The organism is Flavobacterium sp. GNP001 (assembly GCF_054343775.1).
In genome coordinates this window covers 22,939-46,312 of sequence record NZ_JBTGUX010000001.1, presented here as the reverse complement: position 1 = coordinate 46,312, position 23,374 = coordinate 22,939, and the positions used below count along the sequence as shown (strand labels likewise).

At 36.4% G+C, this 23,374-nt stretch carries 16 protein-coding genes; 11 read left to right on the top strand and 5 right to left on the bottom strand.

What is annotated here, in order from left to right:
• Window positions 1-55: 55 nt before the first annotated feature.
• From ACXX8U_RS00110 to ACXX8U_RS00080, 7 genes are all read left to right on the top strand, one after another.
• On the top strand, window positions 56-5,047 hold the full coding sequence (locus ACXX8U_RS00110; protein WP_458564084.1) for an Ig-like domain-containing protein: 4,992 nt from the start codon (window positions 56-58) through the stop codon (window positions 5,045-5,047).
• 391 nt (window positions 5,048-5,438) lie between these two features.
• Window positions 5,439-5,984, top strand: a complete 546-nt coding sequence (locus tag ACXX8U_RS00105) for a hypothetical protein (protein WP_458564083.1) — start codon at window positions 5,439-5,441, stop codon at window positions 5,982-5,984.
• 30 nt (window positions 5,985-6,014) lie between these two features.
• Entirely contained in the window at window positions 6,015-6,572 is a 558-nt protein-coding gene (locus tag ACXX8U_RS00100) for a hypothetical protein (protein ID WP_458564082.1), read from the top strand.
• Window positions 6,556-6,849, top strand: coding sequence for a hypothetical protein (locus tag ACXX8U_RS00095; RefSeq protein ID WP_458564081.1), 294 nt, complete (start codon window positions 6,556-6,558; stop codon window positions 6,847-6,849). Before ACXX8U_RS00100 ends, ACXX8U_RS00095 begins: the two co-directional genes overlap by 17 nt.
• 577 nt (window positions 6,850-7,426) lie before the next feature.
• The gene (locus tag ACXX8U_RS00090; protein WP_458564080.1) at window positions 7,427-8,212 is read left to right on the top strand and encodes a prolipoprotein diacylglyceryl transferase; all 786 of its coding nucleotides are present in this window, start codon (window positions 7,427-7,429) and stop codon (window positions 8,210-8,212) included.
• Between the two features lie 3 nt (window positions 8,213-8,215).
• Window positions 8,216-9,433 (top strand): RCC1 domain-containing protein, encoded by a 1,218-nt coding sequence (locus tag ACXX8U_RS00085; RefSeq protein ID WP_458564079.1) that lies wholly within the window; start codon window positions 8,216-8,218, stop codon window positions 9,431-9,433.
• 474 nt (window positions 9,434-9,907) lie between these two features.
• On the top strand, window positions 9,908-10,330 hold the full coding sequence (locus tag ACXX8U_RS00080) for a retropepsin-like aspartic protease (RefSeq protein ID WP_458566374.1): 423 nt from the start codon (window positions 9,908-9,910) through the stop codon (window positions 10,328-10,330).
• Between the two features lie 58 nt (window positions 10,331-10,388).
• Here ACXX8U_RS00080 and ACXX8U_RS00075 read toward each other — a convergent pair whose 3' ends face one another.
• The 3 genes from ACXX8U_RS00075 to ACXX8U_RS00065 form a co-directional block, all read right to left on the bottom strand.
• A complete protein-coding gene (locus ACXX8U_RS00075) occupies window positions 10,389-13,796 on the bottom strand; it encodes a T9SS type A sorting domain-containing protein (RefSeq protein ID WP_458564078.1) in 3,408 nt (1,135 codons plus the stop codon).
• A gap of 385 nt (window positions 13,797-14,181) precedes the next feature.
• A complete protein-coding gene (gene odhB / locus ACXX8U_RS00070; RefSeq protein ID WP_458564077.1) occupies window positions 14,182-15,432 on the bottom strand; it encodes a 2-oxoglutarate dehydrogenase complex dihydrolipoyllysine-residue succinyltransferase in 1,251 nt (416 codons plus the stop codon).
• A 158-nt stretch (window positions 15,433-15,590) separates the two neighbouring features.
• Window positions 15,591-18,362 (bottom strand): 2-oxoglutarate dehydrogenase E1 component, encoded by a 2,772-nt coding sequence (locus ACXX8U_RS00065; protein WP_458564076.1) that lies wholly within the window; start codon window positions 18,360-18,362, stop codon window positions 15,591-15,593.
• A gap of 120 nt (window positions 18,363-18,482) precedes the next feature.
• Between ACXX8U_RS00065 and ACXX8U_RS00060 the strand changes: the two genes are divergently transcribed.
• Entirely contained in the window at window positions 18,483-19,025 is a 543-nt protein-coding gene (locus tag ACXX8U_RS00060; RefSeq protein ID WP_458564075.1) for a hypothetical protein, read from the top strand.
• A 12-nt stretch (window positions 19,026-19,037) separates the two neighbouring features.
• Here the strand turns inward: ACXX8U_RS00060 and ACXX8U_RS00055 are convergent, their stop codons facing one another.
• Together ACXX8U_RS00055 and ACXX8U_RS00050 are read right to left on the bottom strand one after the other, a co-directional pair.
• Window positions 19,038-19,391 (bottom strand): hypothetical protein, encoded by a 354-nt coding sequence (locus tag ACXX8U_RS00055; protein WP_458564074.1) that lies wholly within the window; start codon window positions 19,389-19,391, stop codon window positions 19,038-19,040.
• A 133-nt stretch (window positions 19,392-19,524) separates the two neighbouring features.
• Window positions 19,525-20,499 (bottom strand): polyprenyl synthetase family protein, encoded by a 975-nt coding sequence (locus ACXX8U_RS00050; protein WP_458564073.1) that lies wholly within the window; start codon window positions 20,497-20,499, stop codon window positions 19,525-19,527.
• A 261-nt stretch (window positions 20,500-20,760) separates the two neighbouring features.
• Here ACXX8U_RS00050 and ACXX8U_RS00045 point away from each other — a divergent pair, with 261 nt between their 5' ends.
• The 3 genes from ACXX8U_RS00045 (at window position 20,761) to ACXX8U_RS00035 (ending at window position 23,374) form a co-directional block, all read left to right on the top strand.
• Window positions 20,761-21,282: a YceI family protein gene (locus ACXX8U_RS00045; protein ID WP_458564072.1), complete on the top strand. Its 522-nt coding sequence runs from the start codon at window positions 20,761-20,763 to the stop codon at window positions 21,280-21,282.
• Between the two features lie 152 nt (window positions 21,283-21,434).
• A complete protein-coding gene (locus ACXX8U_RS00040; RefSeq protein WP_458564071.1) occupies window positions 21,435-22,031 on the top strand; it encodes a TetR/AcrR family transcriptional regulator in 597 nt (198 codons plus the stop codon).
• A 2-nt stretch (window positions 22,032-22,033) separates the two neighbouring features.
• On the top strand, window positions 22,034-23,374 hold the full coding sequence (locus ACXX8U_RS00035; protein WP_458564070.1) for a TolC family protein: 1,341 nt from the start codon (window positions 22,034-22,036) through the stop codon (window positions 23,372-23,374).

Below are 23,374 nucleotides of genomic sequence, written 5' to 3'. Positions count from 1 at the left end.
TGGTTTGTATATATAGTTTCCCATAGTTTTAATGGATATAAAAATCTTGAAAACTATGAAAAAAACTATACTCCTTATTTTTTTACTCCTTTTTGCAATAAACGGAAATTCTCAATGTTGGAAAGTTATCTCGGCGGGTACTAGAAATACTGTAGGGATAAAACAAGACGGAACTTTATGGGCATGGGGTGATGGCTTACTTACAGGAGCCGGAGACGTTACTTCACCAGTTCAAATAGGCACTGCTACAAATTGGAAAACTGTTTCAGCCGGTTATACTCACGCATTAGCTATAAAAACAGATGGCACTTTGTGGGCTTGGGGACTAAGCTCGGACGGTTCATTTGGAAGCGGAATTGCAGGTGATTTTTCTATATTGCCTAAACAAATTGGCATGCAATCGGATTGGTTAACAATTGCAGCAGGAACCAAGGTATCTACGGCAATAAAAACAGATGGTACCTTATGGTCTTGGGGTTACAATGCTGTTGGTCAGGTTGGAGATGGAACGACAGTAACCAAACTAATTCCAACACAAATAGGAACTGATACAAATTGGTCTTCTATTGCATTACATAGTTCCAATTATACCATCAGCTCTACTTTAGCATTGAAAACAGATGGCACTTTATGGGCTTGGGGTACAAATAATGATGGGCAATTAGGTGATGGAACATTTGTGCAAAAAAACGCACCTGTACAAATAGGTACAGATACCAATTGGAGTTCAATTGACACAGGGGAATCTCATTCGCTTGCAATAAAAACTAATGGCACATTATGGGCTTGGGGCAAAAATCAGTATGGGGAACTTGGTGACGGAACTACTGTTTTAAAAAATGTTCCAACCCAAATAGGCACCTCAACACTTTGGACTTCTATTAGAGGAGGTTCAGGTTTTTCTGTTGGTACACAAACTGGCGGATTATTATTGGCGTGGGGAGTTAATAGTAGCGGGCAATTGGGAAATGGTACTTTGACAATACAAACAACACCTTTGTTATCAACTACTTCAGCACAAACTGTGTCGGTTGGATCAAGTCATTCCTTTATACAAAACGCTACTGGCACTTATTCTTGGGGCTATAACGCATATGGTGTTCTTGGCGATGGTACTACAGCAAATAAAAACATACCAACACTTATAAATTGCCCAACATCGCGACCACAAGCAATGACTCAAACTTATTGTAGTAGTGCAACTGTAGCCAATCTAGTTGCGACAGGAACTGCACTACAATGGTATGCTACCTCAACGATAGGTACGGCTTTGGCAGGAACTACACCATTAGCGACAGGAACGTATTATGTGTCGCAAACCGAGAACGGTATCGAGAGTTTAAGAACTGCGGTAGCAGTTACAGTGAGTACTACTCCACCACCAACAGCACCAACTTCTGCTGCACAAACATTTTGTAGTGGAGCAACTATTGCAAATTTGACAGCTACAGGAACTACACTGCAATGGTATACAAGTTTAGTTGAAAAAACAGCCTTGACTACAACAACAGCTTTGGCAACAGGTACTTATTATGTAAGTGAATCATTAAACGGTTGTGAAAGCGCAAGAACAGCAGTTTCGGTTACTGTAAATACCACATTAGTTCCAACGGTTGCTGCACAAGCATTTTGTGTTTCAGGAACGGTAGCAAATTTAGTTGCAACAGGAACTGACCTAAAATGGTATGCAAACCCAACGGGAGGTACTGTTTTAGCGGGAACAACTGTATTAGCGACAGGAACGTATTATGTCTCGCAAACTTTAAACGGTTGCGAAAGTGCAAGAACAGCGGTAGCGGTTACAATAAATACCACTCCAGCTCCAACGGTTGCAGCACAAACATTTTGCAATTCAGGAACGATAGCTAGCTTAACATTTACAGAAACTATTGGAGCAACAATTCAATGGTATGCAACTTCAAGAAGCACAACGCCTTTAGTTGCAACAACAGCATTATCTACAGGAACGTATTATGTATCACAAACGATAAGCGGGTGCGAAAGTGCTAGAATAGAGGTATCTGTAACTATAAATACCACTCCTGTTCCAACTGCTGCTGCGCAATCATTTTGTAGTGGAGTAACGGTTGCAAATTTAACAGCTACAGGAACGGACCTAAAGTGGTATGCTAATGCAACTGGAGGCTCTGCTCTAGCAACAACATCAGCATTAACTTCGGGGACTTATTATGTAACTCAAACTTTAAACGGATGTGAAAGTGCAAGAGTCTCGGTAGCGGTTACAAATATCTCTCCTGCACCAATGGCTGCAGCTCAAGCATTCTGTAATACTGGCACGGTAGCAGACTTAAATGCAACAGGAACAATCATAAAATGGTATGCAAATCCAAGCAGCACAGTAGCTTTGTTAGGCACAACAGCATTGGCAACGGGCACTTATTATGTAACTCAAACCTTAAACGGTTGTGAAAGTGCAAGAACAGCAGTAATAGTAACAGTAAATAGTACAACAGCACCAATAGTTTCTGCACAAGCTTTCTGCCATGCAGCTACGGTAGCAAATTTGGCTGCAACTGGAACAGCTATAAAATGGTATGCAACAGCAACAGGCGGTAGTACATTAGTTGCAACAACAGCATTAACTTCTGGTACATACTATGTAACTCAAACCTTAAACGGATGCGAAAGCACAAGAGTCTCGGTAGCGGTAACAATTACTAGTACAACAGCACCAATAGTTTCTGCTCAAGCATTTTGCAATGCAGCTACGGTAGCGAACTTAATTGCAACTGGAACAGCGATAAAATGGTATGCAAATGGAATGGGCGGTAGTCCATTAGTTGCAACAACAGTATTGGCAACGGGCACTTATTATGTATCGCAAAGTTTAAACGGTTGCGAAAGTGGAAGAAGCTCAGTAGCGGTTACAATAAATACTACTTCTGCTCCAATGGCTGCAGCTCAAGTTTTTTGTAATGCAGCAACTGTAGCAAATTTAGTAGCTACAGGAACAACTATAAAATGGTATGCAAATCCAAGCAGTACATCAGTATTAGTAGGCAATACAGCATTGGCAACGGGCACATATTATGTAACTCAAACTTTAAACGGTTGTGAAAGTGCAAGAACTGCGGTGGCAATCACAATAAATATAACAGCACCACCAATTATTGCTGCCCAAACATTTTGCGGTTATGGTAGTATTGCTAGCATAACCGTCCCAGAAACTTTCCCTGAAACAACCCTTGCATGGTATGCAACTGCAAGTGGTGGAGTTGCTTTATTGGCAAACACAACCCTCAATACAGGCACGTATTATGCAACAGCAACAACAAACGGTTGCGAAAGTACTAGAACAGCAGTGTCAATTATAGTCAATAATACTCCCGTTCCATTAGCTAATGCACAAACGTTGTGCAGTACAGCAACAGTTGCAAACCTCGTAGCTTCTGGAACAAACCTTCGTTGGTATGCAACTACAACAGGAACTTCTTTGGCAGGAACTACATTACTAACCACAGGAACCTATTATGTATCGCAAACTGTGAATATTTGCGAAAGCCCGAAAACAGCTGTGGCGGTCACAATAACATCAAACCCTTCAATTTCGTACGGTACTCCAAACACTTATTCAGTTGGAACAAGCATAAGTCCCCTAATACCCGTTAATACTGGTTGCCCAATACCTACTAGCGAAGTAAGTACGTTTGCAGGAAGTGGAGCAATAGGAGCTACAGACGGTACATCAGCAAGCGCTAGTTTTTACCGTCCTTCTGGCGTTACTGTAGATGCTACAGGAAATATATATGTAGTAGATACTTACAATCAAAAAATTCGTAAAATAACTCCCGCTGGAGTTGTTTCTACCTTTGCGGGTAATGGATCGGCGGGTGCAACAGACGGCCCAGCTGCAACCGCTAGTTTTTACGCCCCTTCTGGTATTACCATAGATGCTGCAGGAAATATATATGTAGCAGATATAGGTAGTCGCAAAATCCGTAAAATTACACCAGCTGGAATTGTTTCTACCATAGCGGGTAGTGGATTGGCAGGTTCTAATGACGGCCTTGCTGCAAACGCTAGTTTTTACGGCTGTTCTGGCGTTACCGTAGATGCTTCAGGAAATATATATGTAGCAGATAGTTTCAATAACAAAATTCGTAAAATTACACCCGCTGGAGTTGTTTCTACCTTTGCTGGTAATGGGTCAGCGGGTGATACAGACGGCCCAGCTGCAACCGCTAGTTTTTCAGACCCTTCTGGTGTTACCATAGATACTGCAGGAATTATATATGTAGCAGATTCAGGTAATAATAAAATTCGAAAAATTACACCCGCTGGTGTTGTTTCTACCGTTGCTGGAAGTGGAGTAAGAGGTTATACTAACGGTCCAGCTGCAACCGCTGGTTTTTACCTACCCTCAGGTGTTGCCTTAGATGCTGCAGGGAATATATATGTAGCAGATCATTATAATCAGATTATTCGTAAAATTACATCAGCTGGAATTGTTTCTACCGTTGCTGGTATTAATGGAGTATTTGGTTCTACTGATGGCTCACTTGCAATTGCTTCTTTTGATTTTCCTAACGGGGTTGCATTAGATTCTTCAGGATATATATATGTAGCAGATCGTCAAAATAACAAAATACGAAAAATTACACTTACAAGTTATGAAATTTCGCCAAATTTACCAGCAGGTTTAAGTTTTGACTCTACAACAGGAATAATAAGTGGTGCCCCAACAGCTACATCGCCAGCAACTAACTATGTAATAACTGCACATACTATGGGCGGAACAATTAGTACAGCGGTAAATATAAGTGTTGGCACTTTGAGCACTGATAGTTTTGAAGTGAAAAACAATCTAAAAATCTACCCTAATCCTGCTACAGGTAATGTTACAATCGAACTAAACAACTTGAACAATGCTAAGTTGCAAGTGTCAGACATTAACGGTAGAATACTATTAAATCAAAAACTAGACAACACTACTGTTATTGATGTTTCTGGTTTTCCATCAGCTACCTATTTATTTAAAGTAAATTCTGATCAAGGAACTGCCACTAGCAAGGTTATTAAAAAATAAAAAACTATGATTCAAAGCCGCGTTAAATTTCGTGGCTTTGATTTTTAGAAGTCAGGAATTAGAAATATTACAAGAAAATAAATTGGTTATAATTTTAAAAAAATGAAAGATGCAAAATTTAAAAAAAATAGGGCACAATTTTATTAATAAACTTTGGGCATTGTTTACTAGATAAAAGATGAAAAAAGTAAAACAAAAATCCCAACCGAATTCGCAAAATCATATCCTGATGCTAATTTTGAAATCATCAATCAAGACAATTATAAAGATTTTATTTTCTAAAATAACACCCTTTTTTACCGTTGCCTAAATGAAACCTACCGTATTCTAAATGGTTTTGGTTTGTATATCCTGTAAACCATAGTTTTATTTTATACAAAACCATAAAACTATGAAAACAAACTTCAAACTGCTATTTGTAATGACACTACTCATACAAACAATGCAAGCACAAAAAACCGGTAAAGGCGTTGAGAATACTTTGACAAAGAGTGATAGGAAAGAGTCTGGCTTTGATAAAACAGCTAGTTGGCTAAACAAAGAAAATGGCACAATTAAATATTTTGAGTACGAGGAGGATTTTACTGTGGATGATGTAAAAATGTGTAATGAATTAGGGGTTCAAAACTTTGTTATTAAAAAAGGTAGATATTTTGTGAATTATTCTGATCTATCTAAAGGGGGAAAATTAATTTGGTCTTTAAAAACGCCCATTAAATCGAATAAAAAATCTATATCCAGTAAAACATTTCGTACCGCAGGGGGCAAAGCAAAACATTGCTCTATAGCAAGTAATTGTTGCTTATCTACAGCAGAATATAGTACCACTAAAATTGCTTTACAGCCATTTACGTTTACACCAATTATATTAAACGGTTCCATCTCCTCTATTGAGTTGCAATTTATTGATAGTAAAACCCCAACAGCAGCTAATTGATAACCAAAAAAAAATACAAAAATTATAATTATGAAAACAAAACAAACATTCTTAAAAATTCTATTTGCAATAATATTAGTTACACATACCACACAAGCACAAGAAACCGCTAGAGGGATAAAGTATTCAGGCCCAATAAACTGCGGAAGAGTAACTTGTCCTACTTGTGGAGGAAAGACTGGTACGTATAAAATTATTGGTAATTCAAATAAAAACGAAGTAGAAGATATAGGCATAGGTACAACGTGGGACATTGGTAGAAGGAGCAGGAACTGTGGCGGTTTTGGTTTATGCAGGCTTAGTTCAGTAACTTTTGAATATTCTCAAAGAGTTAAAATAAAAGAAAATTCATTTAACTCATTCATAAGTATAAATACTGAAAATGTACTTCTATCTCGAGTAGATCAAATGTCAGAACGAATCATCAATAAATATTTTGGGGGCAGTCAAATAATTCTGGAAGAAGATTTTGTAATTGAAGATCCCGAAATTTTGAAAAAATTGCATTTGGAATCATATACTATAAAAAAAGGTGTTTACAAATTAAAATTTAATAGTAAAACCAAAATGTATGAAACTACATTTTAATTATTTGCCACACCATTTTAACAACAACTATATAATAATTATTATGAAAAACATTAATACACTCATAAGAATACTTGTTATAACTCTTTTTTTAGGACAAAGTTTGCAAGCGCAAACATGTATTGACCATGAAGGAAATTACAATTTTAACAATTGGAAACCATTTAATGCGACAGTTGCAAAAGTAACAGATGTTCCCCATAAGAACTATTTACAACTTACTGACGAAGAAAACGGTTCGTTTGCCATAAATTATATTGATTTTTCACGAAACTGAATAACAAATGGTTTTGAGCAATGCTTAAGTTTTGATTATATGGCAACATATAATGTATCGTCAGGTATGCCTATCGTAAAATAGCCATCTTTTTGGCTTTATTAAGGAAACTCAATAGCTCCTTCAAGTAATCAAGCTAATTTTGGACAACAATATTTAAGAGCATAGCTTATTCCAAACCCGTCGTTTCCTATTATCGCAAATGGTGTTTGGAATACGTGGCCGTTACCCATAGTTTTATTGGAAAATTAATTTCTACAAACTATTAGAAATCTAAAAACAATCATTGTAACAGCAAATATCACATTGTGCTGTTATGCTAATGTAAATGCACAAGCCATAGAAGTCAAAACTAAAAAAAAGTTGTCAGCGCAGGAACTTCTACAAGCAACGTAGCAAAGACCAATACTGCCACATCTGACGGTCAACTACTATAACAAACCGTCAAAGGGATTAAGGATCCTGCTGTACAAGGTTGTGGTAGTTGTGGTATAACAGGCAAGCAAAGGCTGGTGGCAACCCACAAGCAATAGCAAAAGATACTGCTTGAGCAGGAAACACAAATAAACTCTAAACTATGCATCCCGAACTATTCCATTTTGCTCTACCCGATTTTCTTGGTAACACACAAATTACGATTTACACCTATGCGTTTTGTATAACGCTAGGATGTTTAATTACTGGTATATATACCAAGCAAGCCGCATATAAAGATCTAGGAATACAAAATCTTTCAAACAATTTTTTTTACTTAATTTTCATCAGTGGGTTTGTAGGCGGAAAATTATTTTATTACCTAGAAAATCCCAGTTATTACTGGTACAATCCCAGTTTATTATTAGATAATTTTTCAGGTGGTTTTGTGTTTTATGGCTCATTTGTAACCATAATTCCGGTTGTTGTTGTATATCTAAAAAAACGGAACATCCCCGTCTTACCCATGCTGGATATTCTAGCAATAACTACTTTAATAGTTCATGCATTTGGTCGTTTTGGATGTTTCAATGCAGGATGTTGCTATGGTTCGCCAACTAGTAGTTACTTTGGAATGACTTTCCCAACAACAAATCACGTTGTTGTATATCCAACCCAACTTTACGAAGTATACATTTTACTGATGCTTTTGGGTTATTTACAAATCATGAAGAAGTACAAAAAATTTCATGGGCAGATTTTCTTATTATACCTTGGTTTATATGGAATAACTAGAGCAATTCTTGAGATTTTTAGAGGAGATAGCAGAGGTTTTATTATCAAGGACATTGTTTCTCACTCCCAATTTATTGGATTTCTTTTACTGGTTACTTCCATTATTTTTTATACCAAATTAAAAAAACAAAATATTAATAACTTAAATAACTAAAAAATGAAAAAAAAATTCTTAAAATTTATTTTGCCAATGCTATTACTTGTAGCAGCTACCGTTACAATAGGCCCAAGTTGTTCTGGAAGCTCACTAGGAGATAGTGCAGGAGAACCCATTGCATATTCTGAAATTTCAGCTGGACATGACCACTCAATTGCTAAAAAACTAGATGGGACACTATGGTCTTGGGGTTTAAACACAACCGGACAGCTAGGAAATAGCAGCATTTCAACGAGTACAAGCAACCCTGAAAAAATTGGAACAGATACAAATTGGGATAAAATTTCAGCTGGATATTACCATAATTTAGCTCTAAAAACAGACGGAACATTATGGGCTTGGGGAAGCAATAGTTATGGAGAATTAGGTGATGGGACACTATCTATACAAAAAGAGCCCATACAAATTGGAACTGCAAATGACTGGAAATATATTGCTGCTGGAAGCAATCATAGTCTAGCCATAAAAACTGATGGAACTTTATGGGCTTGGGGCAGAAATGACAATACTGGACAACTGGGCGACGGAACAACAGTCAATAAAAGTACGCCTGTAAAAATTGGTAAAGATACAGATTGGATGATAGTGTCTGCAGGTGACCGCCACTCTGCTGGTATAAAAACTGATGGAACACTTTTCATGTGGGGTAGTAATGACGAAGGACAGTTTGGAGTTGGTGCTGGAAATACGAAAGGGAGTCTAACGCCATTATCAACAGCTAATGTTGCCAGTAAAACTACTTGGAAAACAATTTCTTGTGGTAATTTTCATACTATCGGTATAAAAACAGATGGTACAATGTGGGGATCTGGAACAAATAGTAGAGGACAACTTGGTATAGGTTCAATAGTATCTCAAAATACATTTACTAAAATAGGAACAAGTGCTAATTGGATAATGGTTTCTGCGGGTATGCTAAATAGCATTGCAATAAGTAGCAATGGAACTACTTCACAAAGCAAAGCATACTCTTGGGGTGCAAACGATTCAGGACAATGCGGAAATTATACAAATATTGATATTTTATCTCCAGTTTTAATTGCTAATATCTTTGGCAATACAGATAATTATTTGCGTGTTTCAGCAGGCGGAAACCATACTCTAACAATTCTTTCTACTAGTTGGAATCCTGTATTATGCTCTGGAAAAAATGACTCTGGGCAGCTAGGAGATGGTACAAATTTTAATAAGCAATTTTTTGTAAGAGTTACACAATAAAAACAAATATTATTATTGCCTATAAAATTGCTTAAAAATATTGATTGATTACTTTTAACTAGAGATAAAAATTATTGTACTTCTAGCCGCTTAGAATATTTTTTAAGTAGTAATAGAGAAAAAAATCAGTAGAGTAAATCACTTTTATAGGCAATAATTGTATTCAATATTTATATGCATTTTTTATTCAGGACTAACGCATGAGTTATTAAAACCGTCACAGATTTTTAGATTTTCTTTTGTAAATCTGAATCTTGTGTTACAAAAAAACTAATTTGTAAAAATTCCATTGAAACAACTATTGTTTAACAGGAAGGTTATATTAAAATCAGTGACAAATAGAACTTTATACGTTTGCCCAGTGCATACAGTGAAACGTTTTGCTTTATCAGAAAATATTTTTTTTAGCAATTCTATCCGTAGCTGCGCGTATTATAAAATATATTAACACGCTCTAAATGAAAATTCTTTAAAATCATTAAAGGAGAAAATTATCAAAAAGTAAAATTTAAGATTACTAAAACACAGCAGCTTTTGATAAAAGCAAAAATCAATGGTGTGACAGGGAATTTTATTCTGGATACAGGAGCTTCAAATAGCTGCGTAGGATTTGAGAGTGTGGATTTATTTACATTAGATGCAAAAAAATCAAAAACAAAAGCTTCTGGTGCTGGCGCAACCGGAATGTTTACACAAATTGCCACAAAAAATCAACTGCAACTGGGCTCTTGGAAAGACACTGCTTTTGATATTGTTATTTTAGATTTGTCTCACGTTAATGAAGCTTTACTGCAACACAAAGCAAAACCAGTTCATGGCATCATTGGTGCTGATGTTTTAATGAAAGGAAAAGCAATTGTGGATTATTACAACCATTATTTGTATTTGTTGAAATAAAAGAAAAGAGCGTATCGAAAATCAATACGCTCTACTTCAACTATTAACTCAAACACATTTATTCTTTGATCATTTTTGTGGTGGTTGCTTTTCCTTCTACAACTGTTTTTACGATATAAACTCCTTTTGAAAGTTGACTTGTTTGGATGGTTGTGGAATTACTTTTTGGACTTCTAACTAAAACTTCTTGTCCCAACACATTATAAATACTTATATTATTTATTTCACCATTAGCATCAATTGTTAAATAATTAGTAGTCGGGTTTGGATACATGATCACTTTTGAAATTTCAAAATCAGGAACACCTAAGGTAGAAGCGATTCTGCTAAAATAAACATTGTCCATATAAACAGTTCCTGCCGGCGCTCCTGAAAACACCAATTGAGCAATATTCCCTCTAGTTGTCAAACCTGTAAACTCTGATAAAGGAATATCAAAACTATTCCATCCTGATAATATAGGCGTACGTGTAATTTCAAACTCCTTATCATCACCTCCCTGATAGACTCCATTTGCACCAAAATCAACTAGTTTTATTTTGAAAGCTGTTAAATCCGATGTCCATACATCAATATGAAAATACAACATTGCTGTCGCGTTTATTGTACCAGTCACATCAACTCCAAAATAATTCAAATTTGTATATTTCTTCGTGTCATTTCCAGCAATTTGCATATCCGTTAAGGTGCTTCCTGCTGACCAATCTGTTCTCCAAGTCGTAATTGGCACATTAGTATATGCATTACTGAATAGCGAAATAACATCTGCTGCCGCAGTTGTAGGCGTTGGCGCAGCAACGGTTGGTACAGTCGGAGTAACTGCAGCCGCTTTATTAAAATAAACATTGTCAATATAAACAGTTCCAGCCGGCGCTCCTGAAAACACTAATTGAGCGATATGTCCTCTAGTGGTCAAACCTGTAAATTCTGATAAAGGAATATCAAAACTATTCCATCCTGATAATGTTGGCGTACGTGTAATTTCAAATTCCTTATCATCACCTCCCTGATAGACTCCATTTGCACCAAAATCAACCAGTTTAATTCTGAAAGCTGTTAAATCTGGTGTCCATACATCAATATGAATAAAGGTCATTGCTGTAGCATCAATGGTACCAGTAACATCAACTCCAAAGTAATTCAAATTTGTATATTTTTTCGTGTCATTTCCGGCAATTTGCATATCCGTTAAGGTACTTCCTACTGACCAATCTGTTCTCCAAGTAGTAATTGGAACATTAGTGTAAGCATTACTAAACAGCGATATCACATCCGAAGCTGGTTTTGTAGGAGTTGGCGCAGCAACCATTGGTTCTGTTGGAGTAACTGCAGCCGTTTTATTAAAATAGACATTGTCAATATAAACCGTTCCTGCCGGCGCTCCTGAGAACACTAATTGAGCAATATTTCCTCTAGTGGTCAAACCTGTAAACTCTGATAAAGGAATATCAAAACTATTCCACCCTGATAATGTTGGCGTACGTGTAATTTCAAATTCTTTATCATCACCTCCTTGATAAACTCCATTTGGACCAAAATCAACCAGTTTAATTCTAAAAGCTGTTAAATCTGGTGTCCATACATCAATATGAATAAAGGTCATTGCTGTAGCATCAATTGTACCAGTAACATCAACTCCAAAATAATTCAAATTTGTATATTTTTTAGTGTCATTTCCGGCAATTTGCATATCCGTTAGGGTACTTCCTGCTGACCAATCTGTTCTCCAAGTAGTAATTGGAACATTAGTATATGCATTACTAAACAGCGATATAACATCTGAGGCCGGTTTTGTAGGGGTTGGCGCAGCAACAGTAGGTGCTGTAACAACAACTGGAGCAGTTATTTTAGCAGAAAAAGTGATATTATCTACATAACTAACGTGGTCAGCTGATCTTGTTGTACCTTCTGGAATAAAATCTGGAAATACAATAATTTGATCAATGCCAGTTGAAACTCCCTCCCCAATTTTTCCGGCAAAGTTGAATGTCAATTCTTCCCATTCATTGATTTTAGTATTGGTAACAGTGATTTCACCTGTTGATCCACCATCAGGTCGAGCAAACTTTATACCTACCTTACTGATTACATCCTTATACACCATCATTTTTACAGTACTGTTAGTCTCATTCAAAGTAAAAGTTCCAATACCATTTGTGCCAGAAGCGTGAGCCGTTTCGAAACCAGTATACCAAGCCCCTGCAACCAATGCTGTAAATTTTACCGCTGTGTTAGAGGTATTGATTCCTGTTTTATTTGGATTTGGCGCTAATAAGGATGCTGTTGAAGGTCCAGATGGATTATCAAAAGAAGTCAAGACCCATGTAGATCCATATTCGCCTGATTCGAAGGTTACAGGTGCATATGGAGCCGAAGGAGGAGGAGCAACTACTGCTGTTTTATTAAAATAAACATTATCTAAATATATTGTCCCTGCTGTTCCAGAAAATACAAATTGTGCGATATTCGCTTTTGTAGTCAAACCTGTAAATTCTGACAACGGAATTTCTAAGCTGTTCCACCCGCTTAATGCCAATGTACGAGTCACTTCAAATTCTTTATCATCTCCACCTTGATAAGCACCGTCAGCACCAAAATCTACTATTTTAATTTTGAATGTATTGACATCCGGTGTCCAAACATCTATATGAAAGTTCAACATTGCTGATGCATTAATTTTGCTTGCTTCAGTAATCACTCCAAAGTAACTTAAATCAATATATTTTTTAGTGTCATTCCCCGCAATTTGAATATCTGACAAAACATTACCTGACTGTCCCCAATTAGCTCTCCAGCTATCAACAGTAACGTTACTATAAGCATTGCTAAACAACGAAATAACATCTGTGGCCGGTTTGGAAGGCGTTGGTGCGGCAACAGTTGGAACAGTTGCTGCTGCTTTTGCAGAAAAAGTAACATTATCGAAATAGCTTGTCGTTTCAGAAGTTCTTGCATTGAAATCTAAAAAGAAAATCATTTGATCAATATTGATGGTTTCATTTAATCCAATTTTCCCTGAAAAGTCAAAAGTCAATTCTTCCCATTCATTGATTTTAGTGTTTGGCACTTTTAATTCAGGCTGAGCACCACCATTTGCAATTGCAAACTTGATAGCTACGTCACTAATTACAGTTTTGTAGACCATTATTTTGACGATGCAATTAGAAGCACTCAAAGTGAAAGTTCCAATACCGTTTGCACCCGAGGCATGAGCCGTTTCAAATCCTGCATATGGTTGAGCACCTGATACACTTGTTCCTGCAACAAACTTCCCCACAGTTGCTGAACTGTTTATACCACCTGGAAATGGATTAGCAACTTTTGAGTACCCAGCTCCTGATCCATTTTCAAAAGTTGCAAATGACCAAGTAGAACCAAATCCTCCCGTTTCGAAGGTAATGGGTGCATTCTGTGAAAATCCTACTGAAAAAATCAGCAGAAAAATAAATAAAGTAAAGTTCTTCATAAGTTTAAGTTTTGAGTCTACTCCAAAATTACAATTCTATTGTGTCGAGCAACAGAAATAGCAGTATCTAAAAACTATACAACTTAAAAATCAAAAAATTAAACTAAAACCAAGCAATCGGAGCACTATCAATGGGGCTTAACATAAATTTGGTTTTTTAAAATAAATTAAAATTGTTTTTAAAAAAGAATGAATGTTGTGGTAATGTTATGGTAAAAATTAAATTTTTTACAATAGTATTTACATAAATAATAAAGTTTTAATTAATAAAAAACATTTTTAATAATTACAAACATAAAAACATAAATATTTAACAAGGAGGGTTACATAAAAAATCCCGTCATGTTGCACATAACGGGATTCAAAGAATATAATGTAAAGAATATTACAGTTCTAATGCTTTTTTAGGATTGTTATCCATCAATAATTCCATTGGGTTTTCTAGCGCTTCTTTAACAGCAACTAAGAAACCTACAGACTCACGGCCATCAATAATACGGTGGTCATAAGACAATGCTACGTACATCATTGGGTGAATTTCAACTTTACCATTTACAGCAATTGGACGCTCAATAATGTTGTGCATTCCTAAAATTCCTGATTGCGGTGGGTTGATAATTGGAGTTGACAACATAGAACCGAATACACCACCATTAGTGATTGTAAATGTTCCACCAGTCATATCATCAACTGTGATTTGACCGTCACGTGCTCTTAAAGCCAAACGCTTAATCTCAGCTTCAACACCACGGAAAGTTAAGTTTTCAGCGTTACGAACTACTGGTACCATTAAACCTTTTGGTCCAGATACAGCAATAGAAATATCACAGAAATCGTAAGCTACTTTGTAATCGCCATCCATCATAGAATTTACATCTGGATACAATTGCAATGCTCTAGTTACCGCTTTTGTAAAAAACGACATGTACCCTAATCCCACACCACCATGTTTTGCTTTAAAAGCATCTTTGTATTCGTTACGAATCAAGTTAATTGGCGTCATGTTTACTTCGTTAAAAGTAGTCAACATGGCCGTTTCGTTTTTCGCAGCTACTAATCGCTCTGCTACTTTACGACGTAACATTGATAATTTTGTACGCTCTGTACCACGAGATCCACCTGTAGGCGTTCCCATAGACGGAACTGCATTTAATGCATCTTCTTTGGTAATTCTACCGTCTTTACCTGTGCCAGAAACAGCAGCAGGTGCTATATTTTTTTCGTCTAATATTTTTCTTGCCGCTGGAGATGGCGTACCTGAAGCATAGGTAGCCGCCGCTGGAGCCGCAACTGGTGCAGGCGCTGCCTCAACTTTTTTAGCTGCGCTCGATTCGGCTGCGCCTCGGGTCTCTTCAACAGGAGCTGCTGCTGGAGCTGGTGCAGCACCGTCTGGTTTTGCTGCAGCTGTATCAATATGGCAAACAACAGCACCAACTGCTACTGCATCGCCTTCTTCTGCTTTTAAAGTAATGATTCCGCTCGCTTCAGCAGGCAATTCTAATGTAGCTTTGTCTGAATCAACCTCAGCAATAGCTTGGTCTTTTTCTACATAATCTCCGTCTTTAACTAACCAAGTTGCAATTTCAACTTCTTTTATTGATTCCCCTGGCGATGGGACTTTCATTTCTAAAATCATGTTCTATTATTTTAAATTATGAATTTTAATTTTTTTCTTGTTATTGCACCTCTTGTGAATCGTGCTTGGATTTTTTCTAGCCCTGATAGAAGCGTTATCCTTTTTCTAGCTTCTTTAGCTAGGAAAAGATTTAGCGCAGAGCAGGAAATAGCTCCTAATTATCTAAATAAATCTTTATCAAAAACCATTCTGATGGCATCTGCGTGACGGCGTTTTGCTCTGGTATAACTACCTGCCGCTGGTGCCGCATACGCTTTTAACGAAGCCAATCTCCATTTTACCAAATCAAAATTCATCAACATATAGCTGTAAGCTCCCATGTTTTTAGGCTCTTCTTGTGCCCAAACATAATCGTCAGCATTAGGATATTTTGCAATAATTGCTTTTAATTGCTCTACTGGCAGTGGAAACAATTGCTCAATACGCACTACTGCAACATCAGTACGTTGGTTGTTTTCGCGCTCAGCGGTAATATCATAATAGAATTTACCGGTACAAAACACCAATGTTTTTACAGCCGCTTTGTCAACTGTGTTATCATCAATGGTTTCTTGGAATTCTCCGCTTGCAAGGTCCTCAACGGTAGAGACACATCTTGGGTCACGCAACAAACTTTTTGGTGAAAACACCACAAGCGGTTTGCGGAATTTGGTTTTCATTTGACGTCTCAACAAGTGAAAAAAGTTGGCTGGCGTAGTACAATCTGCCACGTACATGTTGTGACGCGCGCACAATTGTAAGTAACGCTCCATTCTTGCTGAAGAGTGCTCTGCTCCCTGCCCTTCATAACCGTGAGGCAACAGCAATACAATTCCGTTTTGGTTATTCCATTTGTCTTCCCCACAAGAAATGTACTGGTCAATCATAATTTGGGCACCGTTAGAGAAATCTCCAAACTGTGCTTCCCAAATTGTTAATGCATTCGGGTTAGCCAAAGCATATCCATAATCAAAACCTAAAACTCCGTATTCAGAAAGGAAAGAATTGAAGATACGGAAATTTCCTTTTTTGTTTTGGATATGATCTAACAAAATTACTTCTTCCTCAGAATCTTCGACTTTAACGACTGCATGACGGTGAGAAAAAGTACCACGTTCTACATCTTGACCAGAAATACGAACATCAAAACCTTCGGTCAATAAAGAACCATAAGCTAATGTTTCTGCTGTACCCCAATCGATGGTGTTGTTATCGTAACCTGTTTTTCTATCGGTTACGATTTTATTGATCTTGTTAATGAACTTTTTATCTTTTGGCAAGCTCGACACGGTTTCAATGATAGAATCCAGCGTAGCTTTCTCGACTTTTGTATCGAATTTTTGAAGCATCACATCGTTGGAAACTTGCTCAAAACCGCTCCATTCGTTCTGCATGAATGGCGTGATAATGGTCAAATCTTTCTTGCGCGAAGCTTCTAGATTCTGATCTAAATCCGATTTGTATTCTTGCTCCAACCCTTTTACATAACTAGCATCAATTACTCCATCAGCAAGTAATTTATCCATGTAAAGGTCTCTTGGGTTTTTGTGTTTAGCAATTAATTTATACAAAACAGGCTGCGTGAATCGAGGTTCATCACCTTCGTTGTGTCCGTATTTTCTATATCCTAATAAATCAATAAATACGTCGCGACCAAATTCCATTCTGAAATCTAAAGCAAATGACATGGCGTGCACTACAGCCTCTGCATCATCTGCATTTACATGCAATACTGGCGAAAGAGTAACTTTTGCCACATCTGTACAATAAGTTGATGATCTTGCGTCAAGATAATTGGTTGTAAAACCTACTTGATTGTTAATTACAATGTGAATGGTTCCTCCGGTTTTGTAACCATCAAGTTGCGCCATTTGTACGATTTCGTACAAAATACCTTGACCAGCGATAGCGGCATCTCCGTGTACTGCAATAGGCAATACTTTTGAGAAATCATTAGGGAAATATTTATCTTGTTTGGCTCTTGTGATTCCCTCAATAACGGCACCTACTGTTTCAAGATGCGAAGGGTTTGGAGCCAAATTAATGTTGATTTTTTTACCTGAACTTGTTTCTTTATCAGCTGTTAAGCCTAAGTGGTATTTTACGTCACCATCAAAATATTCTTGGTCGTAATCTTTACCATCAAACTCGCTGAAAATATCTTGAGTAGACTTGCCGAAGATGTTTGCTAAAACGTTCAAACGTCCGCGGTGTGCCATACCCATAACGAACTGCTCCACTCCTTTTTCAGCTGCTTTTTCAATCAAAGCATCAAGAGCTGGAATTATAGACTCTCCTCCTTCAAGTGAAAAACGTTTTTGACCTACATATTTGGTATGCAAAAAGTTTTCGAAAGAAACCGCTTGATTTAACTTGTTAAGGATTTTTTTCTTTTCGTCTAATGAAAATTTAGGTTGATTGTCATTAACACCCAATTTATTCTGGATCCAAGAAACTACTTCTGGATTACGAATATACATGTACTCAATTCCAATATGCTGACAGTAAATTGCATCCAAATGATTGATGATTTCCTGTAAGGTACATGGCTGGATGTGGATGACTTTTGCTGCATCAAAAACCGTATTTAGGTCTGATGCTGTTAGTCCAAAATTAGTGTAATCTAAATTTGGAGAGGAAACACGTCTTTCACGTACCGGGTTTGTTTTGGTAAACAAATGTCCGCGAGTACGGTAGCCGTCAATTAATTTAAGAACATTAAATTCTTTATGTATTTTATCTGAAACTAAACTGACATCAGCATTATTTGCGGCAAAATTTGCTATTTGTGATGCAGGATTTTCTTCGTTATAAGTAGTCATTCCAAAGTCAAAACCTTGAAAAAAACTTCTCCAACTTGGCTCTACGCTATCTGGATTCTCTAAATATTGATCGTATAACTGGGCAAAAAATTCTGTGTGTGCTGCGTTTAAAAATGAAAACCTATCCATAATATTTAGTGAATATACTTTTTTTGTTAAAATAGTTTTGCAAAAGTACGATAATACAATAAATTTATAATTTATTTTAAGATACTTTTACATTGATAATTGTTAAAAAACCAGAAACTCATGACTAAATCTTGCATTTTGAATTCATTCAACACTATCTTTTTACTTTTTTTAGTTTTTTCTTGCAACGCAGTTTTTGGACAACAAAATACTACCACTGTGCAAAATGAACCCAAATTTTGGGACCATGTACAATTTGGTGGTGCTGTTGGTTTGGGATTTGGAACTGGCTTTACGGATATTGTTCTAGCTCCGAGCGCGATATATAATTTAAATGAGTATGTAGCTATGGGTGCGGGACTTCAATACAAATTTTTGAGACAAAAAGATTTTTACACTTCACATCTTTATGGTGCAAGTGCAATTGGACTTTTAAACCCCATTCCTGAAATTCAATTATCAGCAGAGGTTGAGCAACTGCGCGTAAACCTTCGTTTTGATGGCAATACTGCTCCTGCAGAAAATTTTTGGAATACGGCTTTGTTTGTGGGTGCGGGATATCGTTCTGGTAATGCTACTTTAGGTGTTCGATACAATGTTATCGAGGATAAAAACAACTTATATGGCAGTGCGTTTATGCCTTTCGTACGTTTTTACTTTTAAGTTTAAAACCAATTAGCGGTACTTATTTCTGAACCAAACTTTTTGCCATTCTCTTTTTAAAACTAAGAATGAAATTTGCTCAGCAAGCTGCACCAAATCAGAACCGTCTAGTTTTTTAACTTCATCCTCGGCTACATCAATAATGTAAAGCAGGTTTAAATACTCGGCAAATTTATATTGGATGAGTCGGTAAATTTTTTCATGCAACTGAATTTTCAGCTCTTCTGCAGTGACACTTTTAGGAAAATCAACCGCTTCATTGGCAAGGTTAAAATCTTTATTGAGTTGTTCAACCAATTGCAAATACAAGTTCTCTACCGAGGCCTCGGCAAGAAGTAAATCTGTATTTTTTGGAACTATAAACATATTTTTAAAATTTCAACAGCCGTAGCAATTTTCAATATTGTTAATCAGTACAATTTACCTCTTCTTCAATTACAATTCGCAACTTTCAAAATCAGCATTGCTATTGATTATTGAAATTGTCATTGAAATTAAATTACACTTTTCTTCCCATTAGGTTTTCACCAAATGCTTTTAGCATTGCTTTTTTATCGGCACTAACATTCAATTGATCTAACATTTGAAAGGCTTTAAAAGTGTAGTCTTGAATCGCATCTTGAGTAGCTTTTGATGCTCCTGAAGCATTGAACAATTCTTTTACACGCTCAATTTTTTCGGTATTATCTTCTAATTGAACGGCAAATAAATCGCGAAGTTCTTGCGCTTCTTTTTCTGCAGAAAAAGCGACCGCTTTGAGATACAAATAGGTTTTTTTATTTTCGATGATGTCACCTCCTACTTGTTTTCCGAAAGTTTCCGGATTCCCAAAGGCATCTAAATAATCATCTTGAAGTTGAAAAGCCAAACCTAAATTCAAACCAAAATCGTAGATTAAATTGGCATTTTCAGCAGATGTTTCGGCTATAATGGCGCCCATTTTCATGGCAGCAGCTACTAAAACCGCCGTTTTATATTGAATCATTTTGAGGTATTCCTCAAGAGTAACATCAGTACGTTCTTCGAAATCAACATCCCATTGCTGTCCTTCGCAAACTTCCAGTGCCGTTTTGCTAAACAGCTTGGCTAAGTCTCTAAAAATTAATGGCTCGTATTGTTCAAAATATTGATAGGCCAAAATAAGCATGGCATCACCCGATAAAATTCCGGTGTTAATGTTCCATTTTTCATGTACCGTTTCGTTTCCTCTTCGCAAAGGCGCATCATCCATAATATCGTCATGTACTAACGAAAAATTATGAAAAACCTCAACTGCCAATGCTGCTGGAAGTGCATTTTTATAATCGGCACCAAAAATCTCAGCACTCATTAAGGTCAACACGGGACGCATGCGTTTACCTCCCAAATCAAGAATATAATGAATTGGTTCATATAAATTTCTTGGCTCTTTGGTTTCGTATTGCGATTGCAAATAGTCGGCTAAAAACTCTTGGTATTGAGAAATGGTATGCATTCGTGTTTTGTTTATCGGTTACAACTGCAAAATATGCGGTTTTAAGTAACCGAAGCTTTTGCTTGCACAAAGAAACTCAAAAATCTTTAAACTAGCTAAAATGTTAAAGTTACTCAAATGTTAAATAAATCAAAATACATAGGAAACTATTTTGGTATTCAAAGTTTCCAATATACATTTGTACCCGAATTAGAGCGACAAGAGAAGCGTATTGTCTATTCTTAAACCAAAACTTGTATCATTCAAACACATCCGCTACTTATGAAAACCACTTGGAAATTAGATGCAGCACAATCAGATGTGCAAATAAAAATGAGGCATTCTATCATAGCTTATTTGGCAGGAACTGTAAATGAGTTTGATGGGCATATTGACTTACACAACGATCAATTAGAAAACGCATCAGTAGCTTTTTCGTTAGATGTAAATAACAAGCAGCACGTTTTGGAGCATATTGACAACTCATTAAAAATGAATGATCTTTTTGATGTTGACAACTATCCTATCATTCAGTTTCAAAGCACTTCTTTTGAAAAGGTAACGCCAAATATCAATTTCTTAAAAGGAAATCTTACCATTAAAAATATCACCAAATCGGTAGAACTTGATGCAGAGTTTATTGGAATTAACGCGTATAATGGCAACAAAAAAGCTGCTTTTGAAATCACGGCAAATATCAACCGCAAAGACTTTGGGTTAACACCAAATATTTTCCAACAAGCAGGCGGACTAGCTCTAGGTCAAGATATTAAGTTAATTGCCAATCTAGAATTTACAGTTTAACAAATTATAAAAAGCTAACGTTAAATAATTACTAATAAAAAGGAAACTTATTTAGTACCTAAAGTTTCCGTATTATCTTTGCATAGATTTTAAACAGCTGTAGAACAGCTATAAAATCCAAGAAAAAACCAACTATAATTTGCACAATTACAATGAAAGAGAAAATTATATCTAAAGCTAAGGAAATGTTTTTGAAACTCGGTTTCAAGAGTATCACTATGGACGATATTGCTAGCGAAATGTGTATTTCAAAAAAAACAATTTACAAGTATTTTGCCAATAAAGAATTACTCATAGAAGAGAGCGTTCAAGTAATTCATACCGAAGTAAACACGATCATAAACACGATAACCTCTCAAGATTTTAATGCCATTGAAGAGAATTTTGAAATCAGACGTATGTTTGAAAACATGTTTAAGTCTACTGATACTTCGCCGGTGTACCAATTAAAAAAACATTACCCCGAAGTGTACCAAAAAGTGTTATCTGATCAAGTGGAAATGTGCGAGTCCTGTTTTAGGAAAAACATAGAGAAAGGAATTGCACAAGGTTTATACCGTGATGACCTAAATGTAGACGCGTACGTTAAATTTTACTACATGTTAATTTTTTCGATTAACGAAAACATTAGATCAGAGCGAGAAGCCTTTGCTCTTGAAATGCAAGCCTTAGAATATCATACTCGCGCTATGGCGACAGAAAAAGGAATAACTGAACTAAATAGAAATTTACTAAATCCAATTACATAAAAATGAGAAAAACGATAATATTAATGACCGTGCTGCTTTCCATAAGCATGCAAGCACAAGAAATAAAAAGTCTCACCCTAAAAGATGCCATTACGTACGCACTTGAAAACAAAGCCGATGCAAAAAAGGCAAGATTACAAGTTGAAAAAGGAGAGTACGAAATTCAAGAAGTTCGTTCAAGGGCTTTACCTCAAATTGCAGCAAATGGTAGCTTAAACTACAACCCAATTTTACAAACTACTGTAATTGATGGAGCTGGTTTTGGTCAACCTGGCACTACAATTCAAGCTGCTTTTGGTCAAAAATGGAATTCAACTGCAGGAATTTCTCTTAATCAGGCGTTATATGACCAGGCTGTTTTTATAGGTTTGAAGGCAGCAAAATCTACTCGTGAGTTTTACCAAATAAACGCACAATTAACTGAAGAGCAAGTGATAGAGCGCGTAGCCAATGCTTACTACCAAGTTTATGTAACACGCCAAAACTTAACTGTACTTGATAACAACCTTAAAAATACTCTTAAAGTTAAGGACATCATCCAAGGACAATATGATAACGGACTGGCTAAAAAAATTGATTTGGACAGAACTCTAGTTCGTATCTCAAACATCAATACACTACGTCAGCAAACCCTGAACGCAGTAACGCTACAAGAAAACGCTTTGAAATTTTTTATGGGCTTAGCTGTAGATACGGCCATTTCTATTCCAGAAACAGAATTTGAGATTACACCGAACGCACTTTCACTAGCTCCAGATACAACAACTAGAACAGAATATTTGTTACTTAAAAAGAACGAACAATTACTAGAGTACCAAAAAAAATCTATTCAGGCCGCTTATTATCCAAGTTTATCACTTACGGGTGGGTATAACTTCATTGGTCAAGGTCCAGAGATGCCTTGGTTCAAGAAACCGTCAGATGGGGTTTACTGGTCTGATTTTGCTTCGATAGGACTAAATTTACGCGTACCAATCTTTTCAGGATTTGGAACAAAAGCAAGAGTAAGCCAAGCTAGTAACAAACTAGCTTCGATAAAAGTAGATTTGGAAGAAACAAAACTGGCATTGGATTTAGAATACAGCAATGCAAAAACGCAAATCGAAAATAGTATTGTATCGATCAACAATCAAAAAGAGAACGCAAAACTAGCTCAAGAAGTTTTAACAAATACGAACAACAACTACATTCAAGGTTTGGCGTCACTTACTGATTTACTTGAAGCAGAAAGCGAACTGGTTGTAGCTCAAAACAATTACACATCGGCCTTATTAGATTACAAATTAGCCGAAATACAATTAATAAAAGCAAAAGGAGAATTAAAAACATTAACCAATAAATAA